11 protein-coding genes and 1 pseudogene are annotated in these 14,164 nt (G+C 72.5%); 4 read left to right on the top strand and 8 right to left on the bottom strand.

What is annotated here, in order from left to right; genetic code table 11:
• Positions 1–33: 33 nt before the first annotated feature.
• The 3 genes from OHU34_RS06330 to OHU34_RS06320 all read right to left on the bottom strand — a co-directional run bounded on the left by OHU34_RS06330 (position 34) and on the right by OHU34_RS06320 (position 5,351).
• Entirely contained in the window at positions 34–1,170 is a 1,137-nt protein-coding gene (locus OHU34_RS06330; RefSeq protein WP_142267317.1) for an NlpC/P60 family protein, read from the bottom strand.
• A 169-nt stretch (positions 1,171–1,339) separates the two neighbouring features.
• A complete protein-coding gene (locus OHU34_RS06325; protein WP_230196681.1) occupies positions 1,340–2,008 on the bottom strand; it encodes a M15 family metallopeptidase in 669 nt (222 codons plus the stop codon).
• A 184-nt stretch (positions 2,009–2,192) separates the two neighbouring features.
• Positions 2,193–5,351, bottom strand: a complete 3,159-nt coding sequence (locus tag OHU34_RS06320; RefSeq protein ID WP_405765261.1) for an AfsR/SARP family transcriptional regulator — start codon at positions 5,349–5,351, stop codon at positions 2,193–2,195.
• 499 nt (positions 5,352–5,850) lie between these two features.
• On the opposite strand from OHU34_RS06320, the gene OHU34_RS06315 reads away from it, so the two are divergent.
• Positions 5,851–6,540, top strand: a complete 690-nt coding sequence (locus tag OHU34_RS06315; protein WP_142267319.1) for a GAF and ANTAR domain-containing protein — start codon at positions 5,851–5,853, stop codon at positions 6,538–6,540.
• Between the two features lie 148 nt (positions 6,541–6,688).
• Here OHU34_RS06315 and OHU34_RS06310 read toward each other — a convergent pair whose 3' ends face one another.
• Complete coding sequence (locus tag OHU34_RS06310) at positions 6,689–7,750, bottom strand: hypothetical protein (RefSeq protein ID WP_405765258.1); 1,062 nt, start codon at positions 7,748–7,750, stop codon at positions 6,689–6,691.
• Positions 7,751–7,983: 233 nt separating this feature from the next.
• On the opposite strand from OHU34_RS06310, the gene OHU34_RS06305 reads away from it, so the two are divergent.
• Positions 7,984–8,622, top strand: a complete 639-nt coding sequence (locus tag OHU34_RS06305; RefSeq protein ID WP_405765255.1) for a hypothetical protein — start codon at positions 7,984–7,986, stop codon at positions 8,620–8,622.
• A gap of 37 nt (positions 8,623–8,659) precedes the next feature.
• On the opposite strand, the pseudogene OHU34_RS06300 reads toward OHU34_RS06305, so the two are convergent.
• The 3 genes and pseudogenes from OHU34_RS06300 to OHU34_RS06290 form a co-directional block, all read right to left on the bottom strand.
• A pseudogene (locus OHU34_RS06300) lies at positions 8,660–8,782 on the bottom strand (IS5/IS1182 family transposase); the annotation flags it as partial.
• Positions 8,783–9,467: 685 nt separating this feature from the next.
• Complete coding sequence (locus OHU34_RS06295) at positions 9,468–10,586, bottom strand: acyl-CoA desaturase (protein WP_142267322.1); 1,119 nt, start codon at positions 10,584–10,586, stop codon at positions 9,468–9,470.
• Positions 10,587–10,593: 7 nt separating this feature from the next.
• Positions 10,594–11,649: a ferredoxin reductase gene (locus OHU34_RS06290; RefSeq protein WP_142267323.1), complete on the bottom strand. Its 1,056-nt coding sequence runs from the start codon at positions 11,647–11,649 to the stop codon at positions 10,594–10,596.
• 86 nt (positions 11,650–11,735) lie between these two features.
• On the opposite strand from OHU34_RS06290, the gene OHU34_RS06285 reads away from it, so the two are divergent.
• Together OHU34_RS06285 and OHU34_RS06280 are read left to right on the top strand one after the other, a co-directional pair.
• On the top strand, positions 11,736–12,875 hold the full coding sequence (locus OHU34_RS06285; RefSeq protein ID WP_405765251.1) for a PucR family transcriptional regulator: 1,140 nt from the start codon (positions 11,736–11,738) through the stop codon (positions 12,873–12,875).
• A 116-nt stretch (positions 12,876–12,991) separates the two neighbouring features.
• Complete coding sequence (locus tag OHU34_RS06280) at positions 12,992–13,330, top strand: co-chaperone YbbN (RefSeq protein WP_142267325.1); 339 nt, start codon at positions 12,992–12,994, stop codon at positions 13,328–13,330.
• A gap of 316 nt (positions 13,331–13,646) precedes the next feature.
• Here OHU34_RS06280 and OHU34_RS06275 read toward each other — a convergent pair whose 3' ends face one another.
• Positions 13,647–14,072: a hypothetical protein gene (locus tag OHU34_RS06275; protein ID WP_142267326.1), complete on the bottom strand. Its 426-nt coding sequence runs from the start codon at positions 14,070–14,072 to the stop codon at positions 13,647–13,649.
• Positions 14,073–14,164 lie beyond the last annotated feature (92 nt).

The raw sequence follows: 14,164 nt of genomic DNA, 5'->3' as shown, positions 1-14,164 counted from the left end.
GGCGACGCCGAGGCAGCCGATCACTCGCACCGTTCAGCAGGCGGGGACACCGGGCAGCCAGGCCGGACCCTCGATGTAGATGTTGGTCAGCCACGAGCCGTCGGTCAGCCGGGACCAGGCGTCGTTGGTGTAACCCTCCGCCGTCACCTCCTGGGCATGGGCCTGGCACACCACGTTGATCGTCGTCGGCTGCGCGAAGTATCCGACCACCGCGGCGTTGACGCTCGGTTCGCTGTGCGTGCGCACACCGGTGCCCCACGTCCGGTGCGCCGTGCTGCCGGCGGCCGGCGGCGGAGCGCTGCTGCCGGCGCAGTCCGCGACACCGGGCAGCCAGGCCGGGCCCTTGATGTAGATGTTGGTCAGCCACGAGCCGTCGGCCAGCCGGGACCAGACATCATTGGTGTAGCCCTCGGCGGAGACGGACTCCGCATGCTGCTGGCACTGGACCGACACCTGGGCGGGACCGGCGAAGGTGTCCACGACCGCGGCGCGCACACTCGGCGTCGCACGGGTACGGACGCCGGTGCCCCAGGTCTCGAACGTCGAACCCCCGTTCGCGGGCGGGGGAGTGGGGGTGCCGGACCCGTTGACCCGGACCGCTCCCGCGTAGTCGCCGCCGGTGCGCACCGGCGCGACCCGGATACGGGTACCCGACTCGTACGCCTCGACCATCTGCCCCGCGCCCAGGTACATGGCGACGTGGTGGATGTGCCCGCTGCCCCAGAACATCAGATCGCCCGGCAGCAGCGGACCGGTGCCCTCGGCGGCGGAGATGCGGGCGGAGGCCTGCGAGGTGTGGAACTGGTCGTCGGCCGTGCCGTTGAGCAGGTCCTTGCCCGTCGCCCGGTAGTACGCGTACCGCATCAGGCCGGAGCAGTCGAAGCCCATGCGCTCGTTGTCGTGCAGGCTGTCCGGGTCCGAGCCGTCGTAGTAGCCGTAGCTGGCGCCCGGCGTGGCCCCGTGGCCGCCGCCCCAGCTGTACCAGACGCCGGTCTGCGCGCAGGCCGCGGCCACGGCGGCCTGCGCGGTGGCCGAGGCGCCCGGCGCGAGAACCGAACAGGAGGCGTCAGGCGCGGCGTGGGCCGGCACGCAGCACCACGCGGAAAGGGCCAGGACACAGGCGCCCAGGAGTGCGCCGCCCGTCCGGCGGCGGGTACGGGTGATCTTCAAGGAACTCTTCCTTCGTCGACGTGAGGTCACCGGCACCCCGGTGACGGCCAATTGACGGCCAGAGCGCACGGCCCCGTGTCACACCCCACCCCCGTGGAGGTGCGACACGGAGACCGGCGGATGAACGCGGCCCCCTCCCGGGCGGCCGGACCCCCGGTCGGAGCGTCGGTCAGACCGCCGGGCGGGGCGCAGTTGCAGGGCCGTAGCGGGCGGCCGGCGCCCCGCGCAGCAGGGCCCAGTACCGGTCGCCGTACGACCAGTGCCACCACTCGGTCGGATAGTTGACGAAACCGGCCGCCGTCAGAGCCCAGGCCATCAACGCCCGGTTCGCACGCGCCTCGGCGCCGATGTCGCCCGCCTCGGTACGACAGGCGCCCCTGCTCTCCTGCGGGGTCGCGTTGACCTCCGTACCCAGCGGCAGCTCTCGGCCGTCCTGGTTGCACAGCGTCAGATCGACCGCACCGCCGCTCACGTGCGGGGCGACCTCCGGCGGGGAGATGTAGGCACTCGCCAGCTCCCGTATCCGCTCCGGTGCCGCGTCCGGATGCTCCCGCCACAACGCCGCCGCGTACTCCTCGAAGTAACGCCGCTGCAGGCCCGGCGGCCGGTACCCCTCCACCACCAGGAACCGCACCCCGGCCGGCAACAGGCGCTGCGCCCGCACGAGCCGGTCCAGCGCCCCCGACCGCAGATGGGCGAAGCTGCCGTCTTCGTCGGCCTGCCGGTGATCGAGCCACAGCGAGCCGCACCCGCGCAGGTCGACCAGCGGCTCCCCGCATTCGTCCTCCACGACCGCGGCGACCCTGGGGTCCGAAAGCGTGATGATGTCGTCTGTCACGGCAACAGCGTCACCCCACCCCCTGCAAATCCTCTGCAGGTCGCCTGCAAGCAGCCCACCGGGCTTCCCCGGGGTCGACCGGTCCGAACGACAGGGTGGGCTTCTCGGCCGGCCAGGGCCCACGCCCCCACGACCTCCACAAGGCGCTCCCGCCTCGCTACCCCCCGCCTCCGTCCCCGCCTCGCTACCCCCCGCCTCCGTCCCCGCCCCGCTCCCGCGCCTCGCGGCACCCCAGCTCCGCGAAGACCGCCACCGCTTCCGAGCGGGCCGCCCGTGCCCGGCCCCCGTCACCGTCCGCCGCCCACACCTCGGCCAGATCCCAGACCGTACGCGCCCGCCACAGCGGCAGCCGCAGAGCCTCCCAGCCCGCCAGGGCCCGCTCCAGCGGCTCCCGGGCCCGGCCGGGATCACCGGCCGCCAGATGCCATTCGCCCAGGGTCCGCAGGACCAGCGCCTCCCCGAACCGGTCCTGCCGCTCCCGCGCCACCGCCAGGCATCGGCGCAGCCGGTCGGCCGCCTCCTCCAGCCGGCCCTCCCGCAACTCCACCTTGGCCAGCGACTGCTCGGTGTACATCACGCCGAACGTGTCCCCGAGACCACCGAAGATCCGCAGCGCCTCGTGCAGCAGCAGCCCGGCCTGCGCCCGTGCCCCCTCCGCCCGGTGACACAGGGCCAGCGACCGCAGCGTGAGCGCCTCGCCGTGCCGGTCCGTCTCCGCCCGGTACAGCTCCAGCGCCCGCTCCAGGGCCTCCCGTGCCTGCGCACCGCGGCCCTGCTCCCGGTGCACGTACCCGATGCCGTACAGCACGCGGGCCCGGGCACCGCGGTCGGCGTCCGGCCCGAACCGCTCGAGCGCCGCACCGAGCAGCTCGAGCGCCTCGGCGTAGCGGGCCTGCTCGCGCCGGGCCGTGCCCATCCCCGCCAGCGCCGTCGCCGCCCCCTGCGAAGGCCCCCCGCGCTCCTCGAACAGGCGCAGCGCGTCACCGAACCGGGCGTACGACTCCTCGAACTCATCTTGTTCGTAACGCAGTTGACCCAGACCGGTGAGCAGCCACGCCTCGCCCTCACCGTCCTCGCCGCGGCGCACCGCCGCCATGGCCGCGGCATGCGAACGCGACCAGGCGTCGAACTGGTTGTACAGCGCGGCCGAACTCGCCATCAGCGCCCCGGCGAGATCCCGGGCCGGCCGCTCCATGCCGTGGTCGGCGCAGTACTCCACCGCCGCCAGCAGACAGGACTGTTCGGCGGCGAACCAGGCCGCCGGCCGCTCCAGCAGCGCCTCCTCGATCTGCGCACCCAGCGCACGCACGGCCGCCGGCTCGGGGAAGTACCTGGCCGCGCCGCCCGGCCCGCGGGCGGCCGCCTTCCTGGCCAGCCCCAGCCAGCAGGCCACCAGCCGCAGCACGGCCGCCTCGCGCTGCTCGGCGCTCTCCTCGACCAGACAGCGCTCGCGGGCGTGCTCACGGGCCAGGTCGTGAATGCGGTAGCGGCTGCGGCCGGTGTCGTCCACGCCGATCACGTCGACGAAGTGACAGTCCACCAGCCGCTCCACCGCCTCCTCGGCCTCCTCGCCGTCGATGTCCAGCAACGGAGCCGCGATCCAGCCCGCGAAGTCGGGCAGGTCGAGCAGCGCCAGCCGGCGCAGCGCCCGGCGCTCCTGCAAGTCGAGGTCGGTGTAACCGAGTTCCAGGCTGGTGCGCAACTCCAGGTCCCCGGCCCGCAGTTCGTTGAGCCGGCGGCGTTCGTCGCGCAGCCGCCGCGCGAGCTGCCCCGGCGCCCAGTGCGGGCGGGCCGCCAGCCGCGCCCCGGCGATCCGCACGGCCAGCGGCAGCCGCCCGCACAGCGAGACGATCTCCGCCGCCCGCTCCGGCTCCGCCCCCGTACGGTCCCCGCCCGCCACACGCCGCAGCAGCTCCAGCGCCTCCTCCCCGCCCGGCACGGCCAGATCCAGATGGGCGGCCCCCTCCAGCGCCACCAGCCGTCGGCGGCTGGTCACGAGCACCGCGGAGCCCGGACCGGGCGGCAGCAGCGGCCGTACATGCGCCTCCCCGGCCGCGTTGTCGAGGATCAGCAGGATGCGCCGGTGCCCGATGTGCGTGCGGTACAGCCCCGTCAGCTCCTCGACCGAGCCGGGCAGCATCTCGGGATCGGCGCCCATCGCGCGCAGCAGCCGGGCCAGCGCGTCGGCCGGCTGGAGCGGCGCGGTGTCGGCGGCCCGCAGATCCACGAACAGGCGGCCGTCGGGGAAGAGGCCGGCCGTGCGGTGACCGACATGCACGGCCAGCGCCGTCTTGCCGGTCCCCGAGCGCCCGGAGATCACACCGATCGGCGGCGCGGTACGGCCGGCGTCGCCGACCCCCTTCAGCAGCGCGGTGGCCCACCCGATCTGCTCCGTGCGGCCCACGAAGTCGGCGATGTCGGGCGGGACATGGGACGGCGCGGGCCCCGCCCGCACCCCCGCCCGCACCCCCGCCCCTGCCCCCGCGCCCGTCCCGGGGGCCGGTGCCGCCGTGCCCGCGGCCCCCCGCGCCTCCCCGGCACCCGCCCCGGTGCCGGTGCCGTCCGGCGCCGCCGACGGCGGGTCCGCGCCCAGCACCGCGGTGTCGCCGGTCAGCACCGCCCGGTGCAGCGCCCGCAGCTCCGGGCCGGCGTCGATGCCCAGTTCGTCACGCAGGACCGCGCGCCCCTGCTGATACGTGCGCAGGGCATCGGAGACCCTGCCCGTACGGAACAGCGCGGTCATCAGCAGGGCGCGCGGCCGTTCCCTGAGCGGGTGGGCGGCCACGTGCGCGAGCAGCGGCGCGATCGCCCGGTCCGCGCGTCCGAGCCCCAGCTCGAGCGCGAAGCGCTCCTCCTGGGCGACCAGCCGCAGCTCCGCCAGCCGCGCCGCCTCGATCCGGGCGAACGACTGGCCGAGCCCCTCCAGTGCCTCCTGGCCCCGCCACAGCCCCAGCGCCGCGGCCAGCAGCTCGGCGGCCTCGTCCGGGCGGCCGCGCGCGGCCGACGCCCGGCCCGCCGCGAGCAGTTGCTCGAAGCGGCGGGCGTCGATCTGGGAGGGGTCGAGTTCGGCGAGGTAGCCGGGCGCCCGGGTCCGGATCACCTCGGCCCCGCCGACGCGGGCCAGCGCCCGACGCACCGCGGAGACATGAGTGGCGACCAGCGCGCCGGCGGTCGCGGGAACCTGTTCGTCCCAGACGAAGTCCACGAGCCGCTCGGTGGAGAGCACCTGGCCGAGATGGACGACCAGCGCGGACAGCACGGCCAGGGGCCTGACCCCACCGAGCGGCGCCCGCCGGCCCCCTTCCCACACCTCGACCGGACCGAGTAGACGCACCTCGAGCATGAGTCCCCGATCGCTGTACCGTCCCCGCACCACGGAGCGCGACAACGATATCGGCGGCCGCCGCCCGCAGAATGCCGCACAACGGCCCGCCTGGCCGGATCCCGCCGGTGCCCCGGCCCGGACACACCCGCCCCCGGACCCCCGGCCCCCGTCAGCGGCAGTCGCCCGCCGGGCCCCGCACCCCACGGCACCTGACCGGATCCGGACGGTGGGACCGGCGCGGCGCGTCCGAGGAACAGCACACACGCTGCCCCCGATGACCAGGACCGTCATGAACGGACACCGTAGCGAACACACCGTCACCGGTCGCCCTCGTCGCCGCGGCGTCTGCTACGCGCCGGACGGGGGCCGCGCGGGCCTGCCGTGCCGGGTGCCCCTCCGGCACCGTGGGCAGGTCGCCTTCCGGTCAGATGGAGCGCCATCCACAGGCACCGCTGTGCAGGTTGCGTGAAAGGCTGGGTAGGAGGCTTCTCCAGGCAGGCGACGGACAGGAGTCGGAGTGGACTGGGGTCGGTTCGCACAGCAGATGGCCTCGATGGCGCGTGACCTGCTTGCGCAGGATTCGGTCGACGACACACTGGAGCGGATCACCGCATCGGCCACCGAACTGGTCGACGGCTGCGACGCCGCCGGCATTCTCGTACGGCACACCGCGAAGGTGCGGACCCTCGCCCCCACCGACCAACTCGTCGTCGACAGCGACCGCCTCCAGGAACAGCTCGGCGAAGGACCCTGCTTCGACGCCGCCCGCAGCACGCGCGGAGAACGGCTCTTCCGCATCGCCGACCTCACCGGCGAGAACCAGCGCTGGCCCGCCTACGCCCCCAGGGCCCACTCGCTCGGCGTGGGCAGCATGATGGGCTTCCTGCTGTTCACCGAGGACGAGAACCTCGGGGCGCTGAACCTCTACTCCCGCAAGCCCGGCGCCTTCACCGAGGCCGGCGAGACGGCCGGCTGGCTGCTCGCCTCCCACGCCGCGGTCGCCCTCGCCAGCGCCCGCACCCACGCCCAGATGGAACAGGCCATCGCCACCCGGCACGCCATCGGCGAGGCCATGGGCATCCTCATGGGCAGCCACCACATCACCGAGGAACAGGCCTTCGACGTGCTGCGCCGCTACTCGCAGGAGAACAACGTCAAACTCCGCGAAGTCGCCCGCCTGGTCTGCGCAGACGGCGGCCTGCCATAACCATGCAAGTCGGCCTGCCGCAACGGGGGGAGGGCGGCCTCCCCGGCTGGTGGGCCGGACCGGCGAACGAAGCCAGGGCCAGGGCCGCACCGCCCGGCATCCGGCATCCGGCGCCCGGACTGCGCACCGCCGCCGGTGCGCCGACAGATCACCGGCCGGTGAAATGCGCTTCGCGGTAGTCGTCGAGCCGGTCGAGGACCAGCAGCAGGAGGCCGCGAAGCAGACCGTCGTGCCGCCCGCTCCCGGCAGGCCCGCCCTGTTCGCCGATCACCCGGGCCCGGGCGATCGGTTCCGCGGGATCGGCGCCGGCCAGCGCGCGGACCAGCGCGTGCCGCACGGCGTCCAGCAACGGGCCGAGGCCCTCGCAGACATGAGCGTCACCGGGGCGGGCCGCCGCCGGCCCGCCCGCGGCCTGCAACTGCGCGGTGAGGCAGTGCAAGGGAGCCGCGGTGCGTTCGGCCAGCCGGATGCGGTGTCCGACCTCGTCGAGCGCGGCGGCCGAACGACGGTGCGTCACACTCCAGCGCAGCGCCCGCCGGGCCCGGCCCAGATCCCGCGCGAGGTCATGGGGCTGCTGCCACAGGTCCCCCGCCTGCACCGACCCCTGCACCGCCCCCTGCCCAAGCGGGGCCCGGCCGGGACGGCGGCCCAGCTCCACCAGCAGGCGGTCGAGCCGGCCGCGGTAGGCGTCGAGCCGGCCGGACAGCAGACGGAAGGGGTCGGGAGGCCACAGCAGGGGACCCAGGAGGATGACCACCGCGATCCCCACCAGGTTCTCCAGAACGCGCTGCTCCGGATAGCCGGAGACGGGCACACCGAAGACGAGCACGGCGCTGACGAGCACCTGCTGGCTGGGAGCACCGTCGATACGCAGCAGGAGACTCGCGAGGTATCCGGCGCTCACCACGACGGCGAGGGAGAGCGTGGACACGGGAAGCCAGCGCAGGGCGACCGCGGCGATGCCCACCCCCAGCAGGACACTGCCCAGACGGTAGAGCCCCAGCCGGGGGGCCCACAGCGGGATCCCCGACAAGGTGAACACCGCGGGCAGCACAGCGGCGATGGGGGCACTGTTGATGCCCAGCTCGACCGCCAGGTACCACGACAGCGTGGCGCACAGCACCATCCGGGCCCCGCCCCGCACCTCCTGCACGCTCAGCCGGCGCAGCCCGCCGCGCACCGGACGGCAGAGGCGGCCCAGGACGCTCACCGCCGACGGCAACGCGCAGCCCAGCCCGCAGCCCCATCCCCGTACGGCGGCACGAGCACACTCCCCTCCCACAGGCGATGAGACCCGACCAGATTACGAGCCGCCCGCACGCCCGCGGCTCTGTGCGGAACGTGTCTCCCGCCCTCCCTCAACGTGCCGGTCGGCAGCCGTCTACGCTCGTCGACCGGCGCGGCACGGATCGCGCCGGACGGGTTCACAACGGGGGAGTTGCGGTGCGCGCGGGACTGATCGGGCTGTGGCGGTGGACGGCGTGGGGCGGGATCGGGCTGAGCCTGTACGCGGGCTGGCTGACGGCCGACGACCTCCGCGACCGCGCCTCCAGCGAGCGCGACATCAGCGCGGCGTGCGACGGCCTCGTGTCGGGGGCCGCGGTGATGGACCTCCAGGGCGGCATGATCCGGGCGAAGGCCAGCGACTACGACGAGTACCGGATCGACACCCGCGAACTGCACAGTTCCTGCACCGTCTACAAGGTGCCCGGCCCCGGAAAGACCACGAGCCTGTTCACGCTGGTGGTGCGGCGCAGCGACGCCTCCGAGCCGATGAACTGGATCGGTGACGACAGCGGACTCGAGCCGTTCTATGACACCGATGACACCGAGGTCCTCGGCGGCCAGGACGCGATCATCGAGGCGGGAACGGCCGGACACGCCGACGGAGCGTGGTGGGCCTCCTCCGTCTGCGACGGCAAGCCCGCCCTGCACACGCTCAGTTCCAGCTACACCTACGACGACATCCTCGGCTCCCGGCGACTGAACACCCTGTTCCGCGCCTACGTCGACGACATCACCAAGCGGCGCGGCTGCACCGACGTGACCTACCCGGACGCGAAGGACTTCCGCAGCCTCTGAATCGCGACGACACCACCCGGGCACAACGGATCTCTGAGCGGGCTCGGGCTCCCGCTGCATGCTGATGGGCCCGACAGGAAGTGGAGTCCATGCTCACCATGCCCTGATCAATCCGGCCCTCAGCATCCGCATCGGCCTGAACGACCCGCAGGACCCGGTCCCGACAGGTGCCGGCCGTCCTGGCGGATGGCGGGATGCCCTGCACGGACATCCGCCATCCGTCTCACAGACCCAGGCAGGTCTCATGGACTGGGAGCATCCACCGCACCGGCATCGCGTACTGCGGCGACCACCGGCGGATGCGCGCTCCCGTAGCGATCTCCCCGGGCGCGCAGCGCGGGCCAGGCCGGGAGAGCGCGTACGAGGGCGCCGGCTGTTCCCGGATTCGATCTCCGGGAACGAAGCCGCCAGGCTCGTGCCGCGCCGGGAGTGCAGCACTACTAGGCCCGCGTCGACGGAGTCCAGGGCCCGCCACCCGTCCCACGCCGGCTACCCGCCCAGCCCGACAGCAGCGCGGGGTCGGACACAGGGGCGGCGAGCATCGGTTCCGGCAGTGTCCGTGTCACGGCCCATGCCTTCCGCCCAGCCCGCCCGTCGGCACACCGAGTGCGCGTACGCACCCGACTACCGGCCCGACCATGGCAGGTCAGCGCACGACAACACCTCGCCGGGTGCTGTGTGCCGAGCTTCTGGCGCGCGCACAGGCAGCAGCGCAGCCGGACACCGGCTGCCCCGGATCCCGTGCCGTACGGTCTGCCGTCGCGGTCGCCCGCCGTCCGCGACGGATCTCACCGAAACCGGCGGTGCCGCCGGTACGGCCGAGAGATCTGAATCAATCCCGGGAATCAGGCCGCGACCAGCTCCTGCTCGCGGTCCGGCGTCCTGACCTTCGGCTTCTTGTTCGGCAGCGAGAGCCGGAAGACCTTGTGCCAGGCGGAGAACACCTGCTTGGGCAGCGGGCCGGTGACGTACTCCAGCTCGTACTTCTCGAACAGCGCGCGCACCTTCACCGCGACCTCGGCGTACCGGTTGCTCGGCAGGTCCGGGAACAGGTGGTGCTCGATCTGGTGCGACAGGTTGCCGGTCATGAAGTGCATGGCCTTGCTGCCGCTGATGTTCGCCGAGCCCATCATCTGGCGCAGATACCACTGGCCGCGCGTCTCGCCCCTGATCGACCGGCGCTCGAAGACCTGCACGCCCTCGGGGAAGTGCCCGCACATGATCACCGAGTGGGTCCAGATGTTGCGGACCAGGTTCGCGGTGAACGTGGCGGCGAGCGTGGTGAGGAACGACGGGCCCGACAGCAGCGGGTGGATCACGTAGTCCTTGAGCACCTGCTTGCGGATCTTGCGGCCCACGGCCCTGGCCCGCGCGCGGAACTCCGGGTTCTTGCGGCGGCGCTTGTGCAGGTTCTTGCCGAGCTCCAGGTCGTACGCCGCGATGCCGTACTCGAAGAAGCAGGCGTTGATGAAGTTCCACAGCGGCTGGCCGAGGTGGAACGGGTGCCACTTCTGGTCCTCGTCGACGCGCATGATGCCGTAGCCGAGGTCGTTGTCCTTGCCGATCACGTTGGTGTACGTGTGGTGCAGCTCGTTGTGCGAGTGCTTCCACTGGTCGGCCGGCGAGACGTGATCCCAGTCCCAGGTGGTGGAGTGGATCTTCGGGTCCCGCATCCAGTCCCACTGGCCGTGCAGGATGTTGTGGCCGATCTCCATGTTGTCCATGATCTTCGCCACGGACAGACCGGCGGTGCCGATCAGCCATGCGGGCGGGAAGATCGAGAACAGCAGCACGCCCCTGCTGGCCAGCTCGAGCTTGCGCTGCGCCGAGATGACCTTGCGGATGTAGGCGGCGTCCTTCTCGCCGCGGCCGGCGATCACCTCGTCGCGGATCGCGTCCAGCTCGCGGCCCAGTTCCTCGATCTGCTCCGCGGTCAGGTGGGCGGTGGGGTCGATGGCGGTCAAGGTGCTCCTACCGTTCGATGTCGCAGGGGCCCGCCGCGGCGGACACGCAGGTCTGGATGAGGACGCCCGGCTCGGCCTCGGTGATCTCGCCGGTGCGCAGGTCGCGGACGGCGCCCGCCTTGAGCGGCGTGACACAGCCGAAGCAGATGCCCATGCGGCACCCGGAGGGCATGAGCACGCCGGCCTCCTCGCCGACGTCCAGCAACGGCGTGGCGCCGTCCGCGTCGACGGTCTTGCCGGTGGCGCTGAACGTGACCTCGCCGCCGTCGCCGGTGACGACGATGCCGGGGCGGAAGCGTTCGGTGTGCAGGCGCTCCTGGACGCCGTGCTCGCTCCAGTGCTCCTCGGCGGCGTCGAGCAGGCCCGCGGGCCCGCAAGCCCAGGTCTCGCGCTCGGCCCAGTCGGGCACGAGTTCGTCGAGACGAGAGATGTCGAGCATGCCGTCCGTGTCGGTGTGCACCTCGGTCAGCCGCAGCTTCTTGTCCGCGACCAGGCCGTGCAGATCGTTGCGGAAGATCACGTCGTGCGGCTGTGGCGCGCAGTGGACCATGACGACGTCGTCGAACTCGATGTCGCGCAGCATGCCCATCACGGGCGTGATGCCGCTGCCGGCCGTCAGGAAGAGCACCTTGGCGGGCTTGGCCTGCGGCAGCACGAAGTCACCGGTCGCCTGGTCGAGCTGGATCAGCGTGCCCGGTCTCGCCCTGCGGACCAGGTGGTTGCTGACCTTGCCGTCCGGGATCGCCTTCACGGTGATCGTGACGCGGCCGTCCTGGCGGTTTGTCGGCGAGGTGATGGAGTAGGCACGCCACAGGCGCACCCCGTCGACGTCGACCCCGATCCGCACGTACTGGCCGGCCGTGTGGCCGCGCCAGCCCCGTCCAGGCCTGATCACGACAGTCGCGGCGTCATCCGTCTCGGGGTGCACGGCCTCGATGCGCCCACGCAGGTCAGCGCCCGCACGCAGCGGGCTGACCAGGTCGAGGTAGTCCGACGGCAGCAGCGGCGTCGTGACCATCTCCAGCAGTTTCCACGCCCTGCTGCGGAGGGCTGCACTCGTCATGACTCCAGCTTGCTGCGCCTCAGGGCGTAAAGTCCTGACCGCAGGACGTAAATCTGGTCGGCTGAATTGTTCGCAGGGAACAAAACATGAGTCATGCGCTCCGCAGGGCCACCGAACTGGCCCTGGACGAGCCGACGGTCACCGCACTTCGGGCCGCGCTGAAGACCACCGCCGACGAGGTCGTCCAGGCGATCATCGACGAGGTCCCTCCCTACGCCAACGCCCTTTCGGGCCGCATGGGCGCCACCATCCGCCGAGCCGTCCGCACCGCCCTGGGGCACTACCTGGACCTCGCGAGCGGGAACGCCACGGGCGGCGACGGCGGTGACGCAGCCTACGAGCTGGGCCGCGGCGAGGTGCGCGACGGCCGTTCGATGGACGCCCTGCTCAGCGCCTACCGCGTCGGCGCCCGCGTGGCCTGGCGATGCCTGGCAGCGGGTGCCGTACCCGCAGGTCTGCCCGCTGCCGAGGTCGCCAAGTTCGCCGAGCTGACCTTCGCCTACATCGACGAGCTCTCCGCCGCGAGCGCCGCGGGCCACGCCGACGAACTGGCCGCCCGGGGCAGGGCCCACGAGCGCCACCTGGAACACCTGGCCCGCGACCTCCTCGCCGGCGCGAGCCCGGACGTGCTGCTGGCCTCTGCCCAACGGGCCGGGTGGCAGCCTCCGGCGTCGCTGACCGCGGTCCTGCTGCCCGCCGACCAGGCCCGGCCCGCCTACCGCGCGCTCGACCCGAGCACCCTCGTCCTCGACGATCTGCCGGATGCCACCGGTGTGCTGCTCGTCCCCGATGCCGACCGATCACATCTCCTGCGGCAGCTGACCGACCGCACCGCCGTGGTCGGCCCGGCCCGGCCATGGACTCGTGCGTCCGCCTCGTACGCACGAGCCGTACGCGCGCGCTCCCTCTCCTCGGACATTCGCGACACCGAGGACCACCTGCCCGAGCTGGTGCTGAGCGCCGACGTGGAAGCGTTCGCGGACCTGCGCGCCAGGGCCCTCGCACCGTTGCGGACCTTGCCTGTCGCGACCGCACGGCGGCTGGAGGAGACGTTGCGGGCGTGGCTGCTGCACCAGGGCAGGCGGGACGAGGTGGCGGCGGCGTTGTTCGTCCATCCCCAGACGGTCCGGTACCGGATGTCGCAGCTGCGGGAGCTGTTTCCGGATCTCGGATCGCCACACCGGGTCCTCGAACTGACGCTGGCGGTCGGTCTTCGGGCCGGCTGACGCGTACTACGACCCGTCCACGACCACGTCCAGCCGGACGACCGACCGGGCCGGCCCGGCACACCGCGCGGGGGATGATGGGGATGGAATGACGGAACATGAGGTCAGGAGCTTCCATGGCGACGCGGGTTCACCGACCCCGTGAGGACGCGGAGTTCAATTTCATCCTCGGGATGAGCAAGGTTCCGGTCCTCGCGTACTTCACCGGGACATGGCCCAAGGCAATCGAGCCCTGCCGGGTGATGGACCTCGTCGTGGGTGACATCGCCGAGGACTACACGGGCCGCCTGACGGCCGTCCGCACCGACATCACGCGCTGCCCGGCCGCAACCGAGCGCTACGGGATCACCGGAGCCCCGTCCTACGTCCTGCTGAAGGACGGAGAGGCCGTGGCGCACGGCACCGGGCCCATGACCATCGCCGAGGTACGGAAGTTCCTGGACGGCCACCTCTGAGCGGCCGCGGCGGCACCTGGCCGCGACGCCGTCACGTCTCGTCCATGGGAGCTGCGCCGCCTGAGACCCCCTGGGGCCGAGACACCCCCACAGGTCACACAATCCCGTCCTCCGTCTCGGCGATGGGCCCTTCCAGCGGTGCCCATGCCCAGGCCTGTTCGCGCCGGCCGTCCACTTCCACGGGTACACAGGACGGGGACGCGGTCGGCGCGGTGTGCACCGACTTCGGCTCTGGGCGGAGTGGGGATGGCCGCCTCCCTCCGGGCGCGCGAAGACCCGGCCGTCGCGGGAACGGTCGGGCCAGGCTGTGGGTGGGTCAGCTCGTACAGAACCCTGTCTCCTCCAGAGCCTCGTTGATCCTCTTGCCCTGGGCCTCGCTGGTGACGACGTCCTGGTATGTGAAGCGCTGCGAGGCGAGGTAGTCCAGTTTCTGGGCGCCGCCGTTGATGGCACCGCACTGGTTGCGGGCGGCGTCGATGGCCTTGTCCTCGTACTTCACGACGTCGGGCGAGGCCTGGGTGAGCGCGTCGAGGAGCGCCTGGCGTCTGGCGCCGGTCGGCTTGGACGGGATGCCGGAGTCCGCGAGGGCGGCGCTGGTGTCGGGTGTGGCCGATGTCTTTGCCGCGGTGGCCTTCGGCGTGCCGGCTTTCGCGTCGTCGCCGGTGTCGACGCTGCACGCGGTGAGTGCGAGTGCGGTGATCGCGGTGGCCGTGGTGAGGTGTGCGATGTGGCGGTTGCGCATGTTCCCCCCTGGAACGTGTGGTGAGGGGGCATCATGCCGCATTCGCACTGATCGTTTCCGGGCATGCCGGATCTGCGGGACGCGATCTCGGT

Origin of the sequence: Streptomyces sp. NBC_00080 (assembly GCF_045041255.1) — a bacterium.
GTDB lineage: Bacteria > Actinomycetota > Actinomycetes > Streptomycetales > Streptomycetaceae > Streptomyces > Streptomyces coriariae.
The sequence above is the reverse complement of the archived record's forward strand: the minus strand, read 5'-3'. Positions and strand labels throughout refer to the sequence as shown.